General features: G+C 72.0%; 13 protein-coding genes. 8 read left to right on the forward strand and 5 right to left on the reverse strand.

All coding sequences use genetic code 11. The features are described from left to right. The 3 genes from ACN6LD_RS18080 to glgB all read left to right on the forward strand — a co-directional run. The coding region (locus ACN6LD_RS18080) for an alpha-glucosidase C-terminal domain-containing protein (RefSeq protein WP_445043736.1) at positions 1 to 277 on the forward strand (277 nt) is incomplete at its 5' end. A gap of 86 nt (positions 278 to 363) precedes the next feature. After that, the gene (locus ACN6LD_RS18085; RefSeq protein ID WP_445043737.1) at positions 364 to 1,752 is read left to right on the forward strand and encodes a maltokinase N-terminal cap-like domain-containing protein; all 1,389 of its coding nucleotides are present in this window, start codon (positions 364 to 366) and stop codon (positions 1,750 to 1,752) included. Between the two features lie 13 nt (positions 1,753 to 1,765). Beyond that, positions 1,766 to 4,258 carry a 1,4-alpha-glucan branching enzyme gene (gene glgB / locus ACN6LD_RS18090; protein WP_445043738.1) on the forward strand — a complete coding sequence of 831 codons (2,493 nt, stop codon included), beginning with the start codon at positions 1,766 to 1,768 and terminating at the stop codon, positions 4,256 to 4,258. A gap of 130 nt (positions 4,259 to 4,388) precedes the next feature. On the opposite strand, the gene ACN6LD_RS18095 is transcribed toward glgB, so the two are convergent. From ACN6LD_RS18095 to ACN6LD_RS18110, 4 genes are all read right to left on the reverse strand, one after another. Next, a complete protein-coding gene (locus ACN6LD_RS18095) occupies positions 4,389 to 6,632 on the reverse strand; it encodes a HelD family protein (RefSeq protein WP_445043739.1) in 2,244 nt (747 codons plus the stop codon). Between the two features lie 169 nt (positions 6,633 to 6,801). Then, positions 6,802 to 7,134 (reverse strand): thioredoxin family protein, encoded by a 333-nt coding sequence (locus tag ACN6LD_RS18100; RefSeq protein WP_319197161.1) that lies wholly within the window; start codon positions 7,132 to 7,134, stop codon positions 6,802 to 6,804. After that, positions 7,131 to 7,559 (reverse strand): MerR family transcriptional regulator, encoded by a 429-nt coding sequence (locus ACN6LD_RS18105; protein WP_319197159.1) that lies wholly within the window; start codon positions 7,557 to 7,559, stop codon positions 7,131 to 7,133. The genes ACN6LD_RS18100 and ACN6LD_RS18105 overlap by 4 nt, the downstream gene beginning before the upstream one ends. Positions 7,560 to 7,975: 416 nt before the next feature. Then, complete coding sequence (locus ACN6LD_RS18110; protein WP_445043757.1) at positions 7,976 to 9,415, reverse strand: cation:dicarboxylate symporter family transporter; 1,440 nt, start codon at positions 9,413 to 9,415, stop codon at positions 7,976 to 7,978. A 123-nt stretch (positions 9,416 to 9,538) separates the two neighbouring features. Between ACN6LD_RS18110 and ACN6LD_RS18115 the strand changes: the two genes are divergently transcribed. Both ACN6LD_RS18115 and ACN6LD_RS18120 read left to right on the forward strand, forming a co-directional pair. Next, entirely contained in the window at positions 9,539 to 11,188 is a 1,650-nt protein-coding gene (locus ACN6LD_RS18115; protein WP_445043740.1) for an ATP-binding protein, read from the forward strand. After that, complete coding sequence (locus ACN6LD_RS18120) at positions 11,185 to 11,880, forward strand: response regulator (RefSeq protein WP_319195012.1); 696 nt, start codon at positions 11,185 to 11,187, stop codon at positions 11,878 to 11,880. Before ACN6LD_RS18115 ends, ACN6LD_RS18120 begins: the two co-directional genes overlap by 4 nt. Positions 11,881 to 11,947: 67 nt before the next feature. Here the strand turns inward: ACN6LD_RS18120 and ACN6LD_RS18125 are convergent, their stop codons facing one another. Beyond that, a complete protein-coding gene (locus ACN6LD_RS18125; RefSeq protein ID WP_319195010.1) occupies positions 11,948 to 12,973 on the reverse strand; it encodes an ATP-dependent 6-phosphofructokinase in 1,026 nt (341 codons plus the stop codon). A gap of 174 nt (positions 12,974 to 13,147) precedes the next feature. Here ACN6LD_RS18125 and pta point away from each other — a divergent pair, with 174 nt between their 5' ends. From pta to pyk, 3 genes are all read left to right on the forward strand, one after another. After that, positions 13,148 to 15,271: a phosphate acetyltransferase gene (pta, locus tag ACN6LD_RS18130; protein ID WP_319195008.1), complete on the forward strand. Its 2,124-nt coding sequence runs from the start codon at positions 13,148 to 13,150 to the stop codon at positions 15,269 to 15,271. Next, positions 15,268 to 16,473, forward strand: a complete 1,206-nt coding sequence (locus ACN6LD_RS18135) for an acetate kinase (protein WP_319195007.1) — start codon at positions 15,268 to 15,270, stop codon at positions 16,471 to 16,473. Before pta ends, ACN6LD_RS18135 begins: the two co-directional genes overlap by 4 nt. A 118-nt stretch (positions 16,474 to 16,591) precedes the next feature. After that, on the forward strand, positions 16,592 to 18,022 hold the full coding sequence (gene pyk, locus ACN6LD_RS18140) for a pyruvate kinase (protein ID WP_319195005.1): 1,431 nt from the start codon (positions 16,592 to 16,594) through the stop codon (positions 18,020 to 18,022). Positions 18,023 to 18,127 lie beyond the last annotated feature (105 nt).

Consider the following 18,127-nt stretch of genomic DNA (forward strand, 5'->3'; position numbering starts at 1 on the left):
CCCCGCCTTCGGCCTCGGCACCTACACCGAACTCCCCTCCTCCAACCCCGCCGTCCTCGCCTTCCTGCGCGAACACGAGGACGACCTCGTCCTGTGCGTGCACAACTTCTCCCGCTTCGCCCAGCCCACCGAACTCGACCTCAGCCGCTTCCACGGCCGCTACCCCGTCGAACTCTTCGGCGGCGTCCGCTTCCCGCCCGTCGGCGAACTCCCCTACCTGCTCACCCTCGCCGGCCACGGCTTCTACTGGTTCCGGCTCCGCACGGACGCGGTCTAGAACCCCGCAGCGGGGCGGTTTCCTCTGCCCCGCCCGGGGCACGCATCAGTAACACCCCGACCCCCCGGGGAAAGGAATGTGACGCAGTGGCGGAAACTGTCACACACTCCGGCAAGACGAGCGCCGGCCTCCTCGCGTCCCTGGACCCCCTGCTGCGCGAGTGGCTGCCCCGGCAGCGCTGGTTCGCCGGCAAGGGGCGTCCGGTCACCGGGTTCTCGCTGGTGGCGGCCACCGAACTGCTGCCGGCCGGAGCCAGGCTCGGCCTGTACCACCTGCTGGTGCGCGCCCGGCAGGGCGCGGCGCCCGGCGACTGCTACCAGCTGCTGATCGGCGTCCGCGCGGCCCTGCCGCCCCGGCTGGCCCCCGCGCTGATCGGGCACGTGACCGAGGGGCCGCTGACCGGCCGGACCGTCTTCGACGCGCTGTACGACACCCGGCCGGCCGACCTGCTGCTGGAGGCGCTGCGCACCGGGACGCGGATCGGAGCGCTGCGCTGCGAGCGCGACCCGGAGCAGGAGATCCGGTCGGGACTGGTCCCGCGCCGGCTGACGGGCGAGCAGTCGAACTCGTCCGTGATCTATGGAGATACGTTCATCCTGAAGCTGTTGCGCCGCGTCGTGCCCGGCGTCAACCCGGACCTCGAGCTGCCGCTGGCGCTGGCCCGCGAGGGCTGTCCCCGGGTGCCCGCGCCGACCGCGTGGATGCACGCCGACCTCGGCGGCGACGGCAGCGAGGACGAGTCGTACGTCCTGGCCGTGCTCCAGCCGTATGTGCAGGGCGCGGCGGACGGCTGGGAGCTGGCGCTGCGGGAACTGGCCAAGGGCGAGGACTTCGCCGCCGAGGCGCGGGCGCTGGGCCGGGCCACCGCCGAGGTCCACGGGGCGCTGGCCCGGGCGCTGCCCACGGCGACGCTGGGGCAGGCGCAGATGGGGCCTACCGTGCACGGCATGACCGAGCGGCTCGACGCCGCCGCGCAGGCGGTGCCCGCGCTGCGTCCGTACGCGCCCGCGCTGCGCACCGCCTTCACCGCGCTGGCGGACCTCGCGGCGGAGGGCCGCACCTGGACCGCGCAGCGCGTCCACGGCGACCTGCACCTCGGGCAGTGTCTGCGCGCCGCCTCGGGCGAGTGGTCGCTGATCGACTTCGAGGGCGAGCCGGCCAGACCTCTGGGCGAGCGCCGGATGCCGCAGCCGGCCGTGCGGGACGTGGCGGGCATGCTGCGCTCCTTCGACTACGCGGCCCACTCCGCCGACCCGCCGGCCCCGGGCTGGGCGCACGCCTGCCGGGCGGCCTACTGCTCGGGGTACGCCGAGGCGGCGGGCGTCGACCCGCGGACCGACCCCGTGCTGCTGCGGGCCTACGAGACGGACAAGGCGATCTACGAGGTCGTCTACGAGGCCCGGCACCGGCCGGACTGGCTTCCCGTGCCCCTGTCCGCGATACGACGCCTCGCCGCACCCCCCGACCTGCCTTGAGGAGACTCCGCACGTGACCCCGAAGAAGGTCGAGAAGGCCGCCACGCAGAACAGCAGGTCCCCCGTCGCACCACCGACGGCCCCCTCCGCACCGGAGGCGCGCCGCTCCCCGACGGCGGACGGCGCACCGGAGACGGGCACCCCACCACAGGCAGTCCCCCCGCCGGAGGCAGCCCCCTCACCACAGGCAGCACCCCCGCCGGAGGCAGCCCCCTCACCACAGGCAGCACCCCCGCCGGAGGCAGACCCCTCGTCCGGGGCGGTCACGGAGTCCCGGAGCACCTCGGACGACGCCCCCTCGCCGGAGGCGGTCGCGGAGTTCCGGAGTGCTCCGGACGCCGCCGACCGTGCGCGTCTGCTGGAGGGCACACATCACGACCCGCACTCCGTGCTGGGCGCGCACCCCGCGCCGGGCGGGGTGGTGTTCCGGGTGCTGCGTCCGTACGCGCGGTCGGTGGAGGTGGTCGCCGGCGAGCTGCGCGCCGTGCTCCACGACGACGGCGACGGCTTCTTCTCCGGTCTGCTGCCGCTCAACCGGCCCCCGGACTACCGGCTCCTCGTGACGTACGAGGACACGACCGTGGAGACCGAGGACTCCTACAGCTTCGGGCCCACCCTGGGCGAGCTGGACCTGCATCTGATCGGCGAGGGCCGGCACGAGCAGCTGTGGACGGTGCTCGGCGCGCACCCGAGGACCCACCAGGGGGTGCGCGGCACGGGCTTCGCCGTGTGGGCCCCGAACGCGCGCGGCGTCCGGCTGGCGGGCACGTTCAACTACTGGGACGGCACCGGGTGTCCGATGCGGTCCCTCGGCTCGTCCGGGGTGTGGGAGCTGTTCGTGCCGGGGGTCGGCGAGGGCGCGCTGTACAAGTTCGACATCACCCGCCCCGACGGCTCGCACACCCTGCGCGCCGACCCGATGGCGCGGCGTACGGAGGTCCCGCCGGCCACCTCGTCGGTCGTGGACGCCTCGCGGTACGAGTGGGGCGACGCCGAGTGGCTGGCCCGGCGGGCCGAGATACCCGTGCACGAGGCTCCGTTCTCCGTGTACGAGCTTCATCTTGCCTCCTGGCGGCCGGGGCTGACGTACCGTCAACTCGCCGAGCAGCTGCCCGCCTATGTGCAGGACCTCGGCTTCACGCACGTCGAGCTGATGCCGGTCGCCGAGCACCCCTTCGGCGGGTCCTGGGGCTACCAGGTCACCGGCTTCTACGCGCCCACCGCCCGCCTCGGCACCCCGGACGACTTCAGGTACCTGGTGGACGCGCTGCACCGGGCCGGCATCGGCGTCCTGATGGACTGGGTGCCGGCGCACTTCCCGCGCGACGAGTGGGCCCTCGCCGAGTTCGACGGGCGGCCGCTGTACGAGCACGCGGACCCGTTGCGCGCCGCCCACCCCGACTGGGGGACGCTGGAGTTCGACTTCGGCCGGCGCGAGGTGCGCAACTTCCTGGTGGCGAACGCCACGTACTGGTGCGAGGAGTTCCACATCGACGGCCTGCGGGTGGACGCCGTCGCCTCCATGCTCTACCTGGACTACTCGCGCGAGGCCGGCCAGTGGACGCCGAACGAGCACGGCGGCAGGGAGAACCTGGACGCGGTGGCGTTCCTGCAGGAGATGAACGCGACGGTGTACCGCCGCAACCCGGGCGTCGTGACGATCGCCGAGGAGTCGACCGCGTGGGACGGCGTGACCCGTGCCACGCACCACTCGGGCCCCAGCGGCTTCGGCGGGCTCGGTTTCGGGCTGAAGTGGAACATGGGCTGGATGCACGACTCGCTCGCGTACATGAGCCATGAGCCGGTGCACCGCAGGTACCACCACCACGAGATGACGTTCTCGATGGTGTACGCGTACAGCGAGAACTACGTGCTGCCGATCTCGCACGACGAGGTCGTGCACGGCAAGCGGTCGCTGGTGTCGAAGATGCCGGGCGACTGGTGGCGGCAGCGCGCCGACCTGCGGGCGTATCTGGCGTACATGTGGGCCCATCCCGGCAAGCAGCTCCTGTTCATGGGGCAGGAGTTCGCGCAGGGCGCGGAGTGGTCCGAGGCGCACGGGCCGGACTGGTGGCTGCTGGATCCGGCGTACGGGGCGGAGGCCGACCACCGGGGCGTGCGGGACCTGGTCCGCGACCTCAACGCCGTGTACCGGGCGGTCCCCGCCCTCTGGCAGCGGGACACCGATCCGGCGGGCTTCGAGTGGGTGGCCGGGGACGCGGCCGAGGACAACGTCTTCGCCTTCCTGCGGCGCGACGCCGAGGGCTCTCTGCTGCTGTCCGTCTCCAACCTGTCCCCCGTCGTCCGCCAGGACTACCGGCTGGGCGTCCCGGACGACGTCCCGGCCTGGCACGAGGCCCTCAACACCGACGCCGAACGGTACGGCGGGAGCGGCGTCGGCCACCCCGACCCGGTCAAGCCGGAGCCGCAGGGCTCGCACGGCCGCCCCGCGAGCATCCGGCTGACGCTGCCCCCGCTGGCGACCGTGTGGCTGCGGCCCGCCTGACCCGGCCCGCGCCCGCGCCGCCCCGCGGGCCGGCGCGGTGGGCGTACGGACGGCCCTCCCGCCGCACGCCCACCGCACCGGCCCGGGGGCGGGCCGTTGCGGTGGGCCGGGAGCGTCACGGGCCCGGACGTCACACCGTGCCGGTCCCGGGCGCTGCGAACGCCTCGGCCAGCGCCTTCGGCAGGGGGCGGCTGTGCAGCACGCCGAGCCGTTGCGTCGCGCGGGTCAGCGCCACGTACAGGTCGCTGGTGCCGTAACGGGACGGCTCCACCACGAGGACGGAGTCGAACTCGAGCCCCTTGGACTGGCGGGGGTCCAGCAGGACGACGGTCCGCGTGAGGTCGGGCTCCGCGCCCGCCGTCACGTCGTCCAGCCAGGCCGCGAGCCGCCGGTGCAGGCCGCGCGGGGCGATGACCGCGAGCCGGCCCTCGGCGGGCGTCAGCTCCTCGACCGCCTCGGCGACCGCGCCCGGCAGGTCGTCGGTCGCGCGCGCCCATGGCCGCACGCCGGTGGACCGGACCGAGCTCGGCGGTGCGAAGTCCGGGCGCTCGGCGCGCACGACCGCCGCCGCCACCTCCATGATCTCGGCCGGGGTGCGGTAGTTGACGCCGAGGCGGGTGTGCTCCCAGCGGTCCTGCACATAGGGCTCGAGGATGTCCGCCCACGATCCGACGCCGGCCGCCTCGGCGGTCTGCGCAGGGTCGCCGACCAGCGTCATGGAACGGGTCGGGCAGCGCCGCATGAGCAGCCGCCACGCCATCGGCGACAGCTCCTGCGCCTCGTCGACGATGATGTGGCCGAACGCCCAGGTCCGGTCCGCCGCCGCGCGTTCGGCGGCGCTGCGGTGGTCGTCCTCCTCGTGCCGCTCGGCGAACCGCTCGGCGTCGATGATGTCGTGCGCGGACAGGACCTCGGAGTCCTCCTCCTCCTTGTCGTCGAACTCGTAGGTGCGGGAGGCGTACGAGACGTCCAGGACGCCCTGCGCGTAGGCGATCTGCGTCTCGCGTTCCCGTTCCGCCCGGGCCCGCGTCAGCCGGTCGTCCTCTCCGAGGAGTTCGGCGGCCTCGTCGAGGAGCGGCACGTCGGCCACCGTCCAGGCGCGGGTCACCGGGCGGCGGATGACGGCCGCGTCGTCGTCGGAGACGTAGCCCACCGGGTCGGCGAGGAAGTCCGCGACCAGGCGCTGCGGGGTGAGCCGCGGCCACAGCTGGTCGACGGCGGCCCACACCTCGGGGTTCTCGGCGAGTTCGTCGCGGATCTGGCTGACGTCGCTCGGGTCGAGGAGGTTGCTGCCGTCGAAGGGGTCGGTGCCGAGGCGCTCGGCGACCATGTCGGTGAGCGTGTTGAGGATGTGCCCCTCGAAGTGCTCGCGGGCCGCGTTGTGCGGCAGCCCGGCGGCCCGGGTGCGTTCGCGGGCCACCTGTACGAGACCGTCGTCGAGCATGAGGATCTCGCGGTCGTGCTCGATCGCGATCACCGGGTCGGGCAGCGCCTGCCAGTCGCGTACGACGTCGGCGAGGACGTCCGCCATGTCGGCGCGGCCCTTGACCGCGGCCGCCTCACGGGTGTCGGCGGCCGTCGCCCGCACACCGGGGAACAGCTCGCCGACCGTCGCGAGGAGCACGCCCGTCTCGCCGAGTGCGGGCAGCACCTCGCCGATGTAGCCGAGGAAGGCGGGGTTGGGGCCGACGATCAGGACCGCCCGTTTGGCGAGCAGCTGCCGGTGCTCGTAGAGGAGGTAGGCGGCGCGGTGCAGGGCGACGGCCGTCTTGCCGGTGCCGGGACCGCCCTCGACCACCAGCACCCCTCGGTGGGGTGCGCGGATGATCTCGTCCTGCTCGGCCTGGATGGTCTGCACGATGTCGTGCATACGGCCGGTGCGTGCCGAGTCGAGCGCCGCGAGCAGGACGGCGTCGCCGGTCGGGTCCTCGTGGCCGGTGCGGGTGGTGTCGCCGATGTCGAGGATCTCGTCGTGCAGGGCGGTGACCCGGCGGCCCTCGCTGGTGAGGTGCCGTCTCCTGCGCAGCCCCATCGGGGTGTGGCCGGTGGCGAGGTAGAACGGGCGGGCGACGTCGGCCCGCCAGTCGATCAGGACCGGGGTGCGTTCGGCGTCGCCGGCGCGCAGGCCGATGCGGCCGATGTGGTGGTGGACTCCGGAGGCGAGGTCGACGCGGCCGAAGCACAGGGAGCCGTCGACGGCGTTCAGCGCGGCGAGCAGTCCCGAGCGCTCGGCGACGAGGATGTCCCGTTCGAGGCGGGCCTGCATGGGGGTGTCGCCCTGGGCGAGCGCGTCCGTGACGGACTCCTCGGCGTCGCCGCGCAGGGCGTCCACGCGCGCGTACAGATCGTCGATGAATTCCTGCTCACGCTGCAATTCAAAATCGGCGTTTGACAATTCAGCTCCCGCCCGGATATGATGCCTTCAGTGAACCGCATTATGACTTCACGCAAATGAAGTCGCGAATCACTCAATATACGCCGAGAAATCCCCCGGGCACAATTGCCCGGGGGATTTCTTCGTATGCCGTGCTTGTCCGGTCGGATCAGAGCACGTCGGCGATTTCCTCCAGCAGCCGGCGCCTGGGCCGGGCCCCCACCATCGACCGCACCGGCTCACCGCCCCGGAACACCATGAGGGTGGGCGTCGACAGCACGTGGTACGCGATCGCGGTCCGCGGATTGCGGTCCACGTCCAGCTGGACGACCTTCAGCCGCTCGCCCTCCTCCTCGGCGATGCTGCCCAGCACCGGACCCAGCTGGCGGCAGGGACCGCACCACTCGGCCGTGAACTGCACGAGCACCGGCAGTTCCGCCGCCAGCACCTCCGCCTCGAAATCGTCGTCCGTCACCTCGGTCACGCCGTCCGCCTTGATCACAGCTCCCGCCCTCCCAGTTCGCACCCCGGCTCCGGACCTCCCGGAACCAGCGCCTCGGCCGCCAGCTCGTCCCGCGCCCGTTCGGCCCGTACGAGCTGTCCGGCGACCGTCTCGCGGACCGCCCGCAGCTCGCCGATGAGCGAGTCCAGCTCGTCGAGCTTGCGGCGGTAGACCACGAGCGACGCCGGACACGAGTCGCCCTGGGGGTGCCCGGCCCGCAGACACTCCACGAAGGGCCGGGTCTCCTCCAGGTCGAACCCGAAGTCCTGGAGCGTCCTGATCTGCCGCAGCAGCCGCAGATCGCCCTCGTCGTACGTCCGGTACCCGTTGTCGCCGCGCCGCGCGGGCAACAGCCCGCGCGACTCGTAGTACCGCAGCGTCCGGGTGGTCGTCCCGGCCCGCGCGGCCAGCTCTCCGATGCGCATGTCCACGACCGTAAGCCTTGACGCCGACGTCAGGGCAAGAGTGGCTGCCGCGCCCTCGCGTCCTACGGCGGCGACTGGCGCGGCGTGGCTGGTCGCGACGAAGGACGGCCTCGGCAGACCGGGCGGGGCGGTCCCGCCCGGATCAGGTCCACGAGCGCTGGGCACGGGGCCGGGCGGGGCGCGGCGCGGCGGGGCGCGGCGGGGCGGGGCGGGGCGGGGCGGGGCGGGGCGGGGCGGGGCGGGGCGGGGCGGGGAAAGCAAAAAGGACCGGGCAACCGAGCCACGGGGGAGTGCTCGGCCGCCCGGAGACGGTGGGGCCGCCCCGGAGACGGGGGGCCCGGTAACGGCGGGAGGGGGTCGGCCGGATGTCCGGCCCCGGTTCAGGCGGGGCCGGACACCCGGAGTCCGTGGGGCCGTCAGGCCTTGGCGAGTTCCTTCTCGCCCTCTTCGCGCTGCTCGGGCAGGTCCGCCGCGGCGACGTCGTCCTGGTCGTCCTGGTCGTCGTGGTCGAGCAGGGTCTTCTCGTCGAACGGCAGCCCGCCGGCCAGCACCAGCTGGACGCGCTCCTTGTCGATCTCCTTGGTCCAGGTGCCGATGAGGACCGTGGCGACGGCGTTGCCGGCGAAGTTGGTGAGGGCGCGGGCCTCGCTCATGAAGCGGTCGATGCCGACGATGAGGCCCATGCCGTCCACCAGGGCGGGCTTGTGCGACTGCAGACCGCCGGCCAGGGTCGCCATGCCGGCGCCGGTGACGCCGGCCGCGCCCTTGGAGGCGACGAACAGGAAGAGCAGCAGCGGGATCTGCTCGCCGATCGACATCGGCGTGCCCATGGCGTCGGCGATGAACAGGGACGCCATGGTCATGTAGATCATGGTGCCGTCGAGGTTGAAGGAGTAGCCGGTCGGGACGGTGATGCCGACGACGGGCTTGCTGACGCCCAGGTGCTCCATCTTCGCGATGAGGCGCGGCAGCGCGGACTCGGAGGAGGAGGTGGACAGGATCAGCAGGAACTCACGGGCGAGGTACTTGAAGAACGTCAGGATGTTCAGGCCCGTGAAGATCCTCAGCAGCGCCCCGAGCACGATGAAGACGAACAGGAAGCACGTGGTGTAGAAGCCGAGCATCAGGACGGCGAGGCTCTTGAGCGCGTCCACGCCCGCCGAGCCGACGACCGCGGCCATCGCGCCGAACGCGCCGATCGGGGCGGCCCACATGACCATCGCGAGGATGCGGAAGACGAGCCGCTGGATGTGCTCGACGCCGCGCAGGATCGGCCGGCCGGCCTTGCCCATGCCCTGCAGGGCGAAACCGCAGAGCAGCGCGACGAGCAGGGTCTGCAGGACGTCCGGCTGGGTGAACGCGGAGAGGATCGTGGTGGGGATGATGCCGAGCAGGAACTCGGTGGTGTCCTTGGCCTCGGCCGAGACCTGCGCCTGGCCGGTCTCCTTCACGGCGTCGGTGATGTGCAGGCCGCTGCCGGGCTCCAGGATGTTGCCGACGACCAGGCCGATGGTGAGCGCCACGAGCGACATGACCACGAAGTAGCCGAGCGCGATGCCGCCGACCTTGCCGACCTTGGCGGCCTGCCGTACGGATCCGATGCCGAGAACGATCGTGCAGAAGATGATCGGCGAGATCATCATCTTGATCAGGTTCACGAAGCCGGTGCCGATGGGCTTCAGCTCGACGGCGAAGTCGGGGGCGGCGAGACCCACGGCGATGCCGATGGCGACCGCGACGATCACCGCGATGTACAGGTAGTGGGTGCGGTCCCGCTTCACGGCGGGTGCGGCAGGTGCCGTATCGGGGGTGCTGCTGGCGGCCACGGCTGCCCTCCTTGACGTCTTCGTCGGCATCACCGGCGTGCGGCTCACGTCCGGGGAGTTGTGGGGGATGCCGTGACTATCCCGTGCTGCTGTGAGGGCGGTCACCCTTCCGTTCATTTAGTTCACGATCGACCTCGGGGGCACACTGACGGCATGCGCATCCCCGTCCTCCCCCGTCCCCGCAGCCTGGCCGGCCAGCTGTTCGCCATGCAGGCGGTGCTGATAGCGGTCGTGGTCGCGGGATATGCGCTGTTCACGTACGTCAGCGACGGCCGGCAGGCCGAGGAGGCCGCGGGCCGCCAGGCCACGGCGGTGGCCCGCTCGGTGGCCGACTCCCCCTCGGTCCGGGCGGCGATCCACACCGCGAACCCCACGGCCGAGCTCCAGCCGTACGCCCACCGCGTCATGCTCGACACGGACGTCGACTTCGTGACGATCATGAACACCGCGGGCATCCGCTGGACCCACCCGGACGAGGACCAGATCGGCCAGCGCTTCCGCGGCAACACCGCGAAGGCGCTGGCGGGCCACACGTTCACCGAGACCTACACCGGCACCCTGGGCGCGTCGGTCCGCGCGGTCACCCCGATCAGGGACGACGACAAGCGGATCATCGGCATGGTCAGCGCCGGCATCCGGGTCGAGGCGATCAGCGAGCGGGTGCAGGACCAGGTGACGGCCCTGTTCGCGTGGGCGGTCGGCGCGCTCACGCTCGGCGCGATCGGCACGTACGTCATCAACGCGTCCCTGCGCCGCCACACCCACGGGATGAACGCGACCGAGCTGAGCCGGATGCACGACTACCACCAGGCCGCGCTGCACGCGGTCCGTGAGGGGCTGCTGATGCTGGACGGACAGTACAAGGTGGCCCTGATCAACGACGGGGGCCGCGAGCTGCTGGGCGTCTCCGGAGACGTGGTCGGCACGTCGGTGGCGGAGCTCGGCCTGCCGGCCCCGCTGACGGGCGCGCTGCTCGCCTCGGAGCCCCGGGTGGACGAGGTGCATCTGACGGCGGACCGGGTGCTGGTGGTGAACACCTCCCCGGTGTCCGGCGGCGAACGGCGCGGGACGGTGGCGACCCTGCGGGACGTCACGGAACTCCAGTCCCTGATGGGCGAGTTGGACTCCGAGCGCGGCTTCACCCAGGCTCTGCGCTCACAGGCCCACGAGGCGGCCAACCGTCTGCACACGGTCGTCTCGCTGATCGAGCTGGGGCGCGCCGAGGAGGCCGTGGACTTCGCGACGGCGGAACTGGAACTGGCGCAGGCCCTGACGGACCAGGTGGTCGCGGCCGTCAGCGAGCCGGTCCTGGCGGCCCTGCTGCTGGGCAAGACGGCGCAGGCGAACGAGCGCGGCGTGGAGCTGGTGGTCTCGCAGGAGAGCACCCTGGACGACGGTCTGCTGCCGGAGACCCTGCCCGCCCGGGATCTGGTGACGATCCTGGGCAATCTCATCGACAACGCGGTGGACGCGGCCCAGGGCAGCGTCCGCGCCAAGGTGACGGTGACGGCGTCCACGGAGGGCCCCGAGCTGCTGCTCCGGGTCGCCGACACGGGTGCGGGCGTGGATCCGGCGCACGCCTCCCAGGTCTTCGAGCGCGGCTTCTCCACGAAACCGGCCGGGCCGGGCGGGCGGGGCCTCGGGCTGGCGCTGGCCCGGCAGGCCGTGCAGCGGCACGAGGGGACGCTGTCGGTGGCGGAGGCGGCGGGCGGCGGGGCCGAGTTCGCGGTGCGCCTGCCGTTGCGTACGAAGGCCGCGTCCGGTACCTCCGGATCCGTGTCGGGACCGGGAGGCGGAGGATGAACGAGGAACCGATCAGAGTGCTGGTCGTGGAGGACGACCCGGTCGCCGCGGACGCCCACGTCATGTACGTCGGACGGGTGCCGGGGTTCGTCGCCGTGGGCAAGGCGCACACCGGGGCGGAGGCCCGGCGGCTGCTGGACCGCACGCCGGTGGACCTGCTTCTGCTGGACCTGCACCTCCCCGACGCGCACGGGCTGCAGCTGGCCCGCTCACTGCGGGCGGCGGGGTACCACGCGGACGTGATCGCGGTGACGTCGGCGCGGGACCTCACCGTGGTCCGGGAGGGCGTCTCGCTGGGCGTCGTCCAGTACGTGCTGAAGCCGTTCACGTTCGCGACCCTGAGGGACCGTCTCGTCCGGTACGCCGAGTTCCGCGGCGCGGCCGGCGAGGCGAGCGGTCAGGACGAGGTCGACCGGGCGCTGGCCGCCCTGCGCGCCCCCGGCCCGGCCGCCCTCCCCAAGGGCCTGAGCGCCCCGACCCTGGAGCGCGTCACGGTGACGGTGCGGGAGACGCAGGAGGGGCTGACGGCGGCCGGCGTGGCCGAGGCGGTGGGCATCTCCCGGATCACGGCCCGGCGTTATCTGGAGCATCTGGTGGAGTCGGGCCGGGCCGAGCGCAAACCGCTGTACGGGCAGGTGGGACGCCCCGAGCTGGTCTACCGGTGGGTCAGGGGGACCGCGAAGGGCCGCTGACCGGCGAGGCCCGCGGGTCGTCCGCGGGCCGGTCGCCCGTCGGGCCGTCAGACCCGGCGGGCCCGTCCTAGAAGACCGACTCGGCCTCGGTGATCCGGTCCTTCGGGACCGTCTTCAGCTCGGTGACCGCCTCGGCGAGCGGCACCATCACCACGTCGGTGCCGCGCAGCGCCGTCATCCGCCCGAACTGGCCGCGGTGCGCCGCCTCCACCGCGTGCCAGCCGAAGCGGGTCGCGAGGACGCGGTCGTACGCCGTCGGCACGCCGCCGCGCTGGACGTGGCCGAGGATGACCGGGCGGGCCTCCTTGCCGAGCCGTCGCTCCAGCTCGTAGGCCAGGGCGGTGCCGATGCCCTGGAAGCGCTCGTGGCCGAACTGGTCGATCGCGCCCTTGCTGTAGTCCATGGTGCCCTCGGCCGGGTGCGCGCCCTCGGCGACGCAGATCACCGCGAACTTCTTGCCGCGGGCGAACCGCTCCTCGACCATCTTGACCAGGTCTGCGGGGTCGAAGGGGCGCTCGGGCAGGCAGATGCCGTGCGCGCCCGCCGCCATGCCGCTCTCCAGCGCGATCCAGCCCGCGTGGCGGCCCATGACCTCGACGACCATGACCCGCTGGTGGGACTCGGCGGTCGTCTTCAGACGGTCCATCGCCTCGGTGGCGACGCCGACGGCCGTGTCGAAGCCGAAGGTGCGGTCGGTGGAGGAGATGTCGTTGTCGATCGTCTTGGGCACGCCCACCACCGGCAGTCCGGCGTCGGACAGCATCCGCGCCGCCGTCAGCGTGCCCTCGCCGCCGATCGGGATGAGCGCGTCGATGCCGAAGTCGTGGATCATGTCGGAGGCGCTCTCGCAGGCCTCGCGCAGCCGGTCGCGCTCCAGACGGGAGGAGCCGAGGATGGTGCCGCCGCGGGCCAGGATGCCGCTCACCGCGTTGAGGTCCAGCCCCCGGTAACGGCCGTCCAGGAGCCCGGCGTAGCCGTCCTCGAAGCCGATGACCTCGTCGCCGTAATGGTCCACGGCACGGTGCACGACCGACCGGATCACTGCGTTCAGGCCGGGGCAGTCGCCGCCTGCCGTGAGGACTCCGATGCGCATCGTGCTGTGTCTCCTGCTCGCTGTCGTTGCCGGTGAGCCGGATCCGATTGTTTCACGCCGCCGAGCGCGCTGTCTCTTGACGGGCGCCTTAACCACGGCCGGGGGTATTGTCAAGAGGGATCTGCTCACCTAGGTGGGCGATTTTTGTGTCCCGGAACGAAACGGAGAGCTGGCGTGACCCGCAGCGTGTACGTGACCGGTATCGACCGCGGCGACGGCCGCCAGGTCGTCGAACTGGGGGTCATGGAGCTCCTGACCCGGCAGGTCGACCGGGTGGGCGTGTTCCGTCCCCTCGTCCACGACGGGCCCGACCGGCTCTTCGAACTGCTGCGTGCGCGCTACCGCCTGGCGCAGGATCCGGCCACGGTCTACGGCATGGACTACCACGAGGCGTCCGCCCTCCAGGCGGAGCAGGGCGCGGACGAACTGGTCTCCACCCTCGTGGAGCGCTTCCACCGCGTCGCCCGCGCCTACGACGTCGTCCTCGTGCTGGGCACCGACTACGCCGACACCCAGTTCCCGGACGAACTCGCCCTCAACGCGCGCCTGGCCAACGAGTTCGGCGCGTCCGTGATCCCGGTCGTCGGCGGCCGCAAACAGACGGTGGAGTCCGTGCTCGCCGAGACCCGCAACGCCTACCGGGCGTACCAGGGCCTCGGCTGCGACGTCCTCGCCATGGTGACCAACCGGGTCGACCGGGAGGACCGGGACGAGATCGCCTCCCGGCTCGCCACCCGGGTGCCCGTGCCGTGCTACGTGCTGCCCGACGAGCCCGCGCTCTCCGCGCCGACCGTCTCGCAGATCAGTCACGCCCTCGGCGCGACGGTGCTCCTCGGCGACGACTCCGGGCTGGCCCGCGACGCCCTCGACTTCGTCTTCGGCGGGGCGATGCTGCCGAACTTCCTCGAGGCGCTGACCCCGGGCTGTCTGGTCGTCACCCCGGGGGACCGTGCGGACCTGGTGATCGGCTCGCTTGCCGCGCACAGCGCCGGCACCCCGCCGATCGCCGGTCTGCTGCTCACCCTGGGCGAGGTGCCGACGGGACAGATCCTGACGCTCGCCGCCCGCCTCGCCCCCGGCACTCCGGTCGTCTCGGTGCCGGGCAACAGCTTCCTCACCGCCGAGCAGCTGTTCTCCCTCGAGGGCAAGCTGAACGCGGCCACGCCGCGTAAGGCGGAGACCGCGCTGGGGCTGTTCGAACGGCACGTGGACACGGGCGATCTGCTCCGGCGCGTCTCCGCGCCCAGCACCGACCGCGTCACGCCGATGATGTTCGAGCACAAGCTCCTCGAACAGGCCCGCTCCGACAAGCGCCGGGTCGTGCTGCCGGAGGGGACCGAGGAGCGGGTGCTGCACGCGGCCGAGGTGCTGCTGCGCCGCGGCGTGTGCGACCTCACCCTGCTCGGGCCGGTGGACCAGATCCGCAAGAAGGCCGCCGACCTGGGCATCGACCTCGGCGACTGCCGGCTCGTCGACCCGGCGACCAGCGAGCTGCGGGACGCGTTCGCCGAGAAGTACGCCGCGCTGCGCGCCCATCGGGGCGTCACCGTCGAGCTGGCCTACGACGTCGTCTCCGACGTGAACTACTTCGGCACGCTCATGGTGCAGGAGGGCCTCGCCGACGGCATGGTCTCCGGGTCCGTGCACTCGACGGCGGCCACCATCCGGCCGGCGTTCGAGATCATCAAGACCAAGCCGGACGCCGACATCGTGTCGTCGGTGTTCTTCATGTGCCTCGCCGACAAGGTCCTGGTCTACGGCGACTGCGCGGTGAACCCCGATCCGGACGCCGAGCAGCTCGCCGACATCGCCGTCCAGGCGGCCGCCACCGCCGCTCAGTTCGGGGTGGAGCCGCGGATCGCGATGCTGTCGTACTCCACCGGCACCTCCGGCTCGGGCGCGGACGTCGACAAGGTGCGGGAGGCCACGGAGCTGGTGCGCGAGCGGCGTCCCGACCTGAAGATCGAGGGGCCCATCCAGTACGACGCCGCGGTCGAGCCGACCGTCGCCGCCACGAAGCTGCCGGGTTCCGAAGTCGCCGGCCAGGCGAGCGTGCTGATCTTCCCGGACCTCAACACCGGCAACAACACCTACAAGGCCGTGCAGCGTTCGGCCGGCGCGATCGCGGTGGGGCCGGTGCTGCAGGGGCTGCGCAAGCCGGTGAACGACCTGTCCCGGGGCGCTCTCGTCCAGGACATCGTCAACACCGTCGCCATCACGGCCATCCAGGCCCAGATCCCGTCCCAGACCGGCAGGGCATCCGCCCCGACCTCCAGCGACAAGGCGACCGACCTGTGAGCGCAACCCGTGTCCTCGTCCTCAACTCCGGCTCCTCGTCGGTGAAGTACCAGCTGCTCGACATGCGGGACAGCAGCCGCTTGGCGAGCGGGCTCGTCGAGCGCATCGGCGAGCGGACCTCCCGGCTGAAGCACTCGCCGCTCGCCGCCGGCGGCGGGACCCGTGAGCAGAGCGGGCCGTTCGCCGACCACGACGCGGCGCTGAAGGCCGTCGCGGAGGAGCTGGCCAGGGACGGCCTCGGGCTGGACTCCCCCGAGCTCGCCGCGATCGGGCACCGGGTCGTGCACGGCGGGAGGCACTTCACCCGGCCGACCGTGGTCGACGACGCCGTGCTCGCCGAGATCGAGCGGCTGATCCCGGTCGCACCGCTGCACAACCCGGCGAACCTGACCGGCATCCGCACGGCGACGGCCCTGCGGCCCGACCTGCCGCAGGTCGCCGTGTTCGACACCGCCTTCCACACGACGATGCCGGAGTCGGCGGCCCGCTACGCGATCGACGTCGAGACCGCCGACGCGCACCGGGTGCGGCGCTACGGCTTCCACGGGACGTCGCACGCGTACGTCTCCCGGGCGACGGCGAAGCTGCTGGGCAGGTCCCCCGAGGAGGTGAACGTCATCGTGCTGCACCTCGGCAACGGGGCGTCGGCGTCGGCCGTCGAGAGGGGCCGCTGCGTGGACACCTCGATGGGGCTGACCCCCTTGGAAGGTCTCGTCATGGGCACTCGCTCAGGAGACGTCGACCCGGCCGTCATCTTCCATTTGGCTCGCGTCGGTGGAATGTCCATCGACGAAATCGATGCTCTTCTCAACAAGAAGAGCGGTCTCGTCGGGCTGTGCGGGGACAACGACATGCGGGAGATCCGCCGGCGGGTCGACGAGGGCGACGAGCGGGCGAAGCTCGCGTTCGACATCTACATTCACCGGCTGAAGAAGTACATCGGCGCCTATTACGCCGTGCTCGGGCACGTGGACGCGGTGGCGTTCACCGCCGGGGTCGGGGAGAACGCGGCGCCGGTGCGGGAGGCGGCGCTCGCGGGCCTGGGTTCCCTGGGCCTGGCGGTGGACGACGAGCTGAACGCGGTGCGCGGCGACGAGCCGCGGCTGATCTCGCCCGCCGGCGCGCGGGTGGCGGTCGCCGTGGTGCCGACGGACGAGGAACTGGAGATCGCGACACAGACCTACGCACTGGTGAAGCGGTAATCATTTGTGGCTCTGCCGTGTGCAACTGAGCAGTAAAGCAACTGAGCACGCTCCTTCTCATTTGTATCTTCCGCCAGACGGAATATTCCGTTGCGAAACAAACCGATAGGATCGCCTCATGCGCCGTTCGAAAATCGTCTGTACTCTCGGCCCCGCGGTCGACTCCCACGAAATGCTCGTGTCGCTGATCGAGGCCGGCATGAACGTGGCCCGTTTCAACTTCAGCCACGGCTCCCACGCCGAGCACCAGGGCCGGTACGACCGTGTCCGTGCCGCCGCCAAGGAGACCGGCCGGGCCATCGGCGTCCTCGCCGACCTCCAGGGCCCCAAGATCCGCCTCGAGACCTTCGCCGAGGGCCCCGTCGAGCTGGTGCGGGGTGACGAGTTCACCATCACCACCGACGACGTCCCCGGCGACAAGACGATCTGCGGCACGACCTACAAGGGCCTGCCCGGCGACGTCTCGCGCGGCGACCAGGTCCTCATCAACGACGGCAACGTCGAACTCAAGGTCCTCGACGTCGAGGGCCCGCGGGTGCGGACGATCGTCATCGAGGGCGGGGTCATCTCCGACCACAAGGGCATCAACCTGCCCGGCACGGCCGTCAACGTGCCCGCGCTGAGCGAGAAGGACATCGAGGACCTGCGGTTCGCGCTGCGCATGGGCGCGGACCTGGTCGCGCTGTCCTTCGTCCGGGACGCCAAGGACGTCGCCGACGTCCACCGCGTCATGGACGAGGAGGGCCGCCGGGTCCCCGTCATCGCCAAGGTGGAGAAGCCGCAGGCGGTGGAGAACATGGAGGACGTCGTGATGGCGTTCGACGGTGTGATGGTCGCCCGTGGCGACCTCGCCGTCGAGTACCCGCTGGAGCGGGTCCCCATGGTGCAGAAGCGCCTGATCGAGCTGTGCCGGCGCAACGCCAAGCCGGTGATCGTGGCGACCCAGATGATGGAGTCGATGATCACCAACTCCCGCCCGACCCGCGCCGAGGCCTCCGACGTGGCCAACGCCATCCTGGACGGCGCGGACGCGGTCATGCTGTCGGCCGAGTCGAGCGTGGGCGCGTATCCGATCGAGACCGTGAAGACGATGTCGAAGATCGTCACCGCGGCCGAGCAGGAGCTGCTGAGCAAGGGTCTGCAGCCGCTCGTGCCGGGCAAGAAGCCGCGCACGCAGGGCGGTTCGATCGCGCGCGCCGCGTGCGAGATCTCCGACTTCCTCGGCGGCCGGGGCCTGGTGGCGTTCACCCAGTCCGGCGACACCGCCCGCCGGCTCTCGCGCTACCGCGCGACCCAGCCGATCATCGCCTTCACCACCGACGAGGACACCCGCAACCAGCTGACGCTCAGCTGGGGCGTCGAGTCGCACGTCGTGCCGTTCGTGAACACCACGGACGAGATGGTGGACATGGTCGACCAGCAGATCGCCAAGATCAACCGCTTCAACCCGGGCGACGTCGTCATCATCACCGCCGGCTCGCCCCCCGGTGTCCCCGGCACCACCAACATGCTCCGGGTCCACCACCTCGGCGGCGGCTCCCGCGACTGAGCGGCCAGCGGCCCCTGAAGGGCCCTGTACGCGCCTGAGGGCGCCTCCTGTGACACAGGGGGCGCCCTCAGGCGTTTGTGCGGCTCCCGGACGGGCTGGTGGGCT

The organism is Streptomyces sp. SAS_272 (assembly GCF_052543235.1).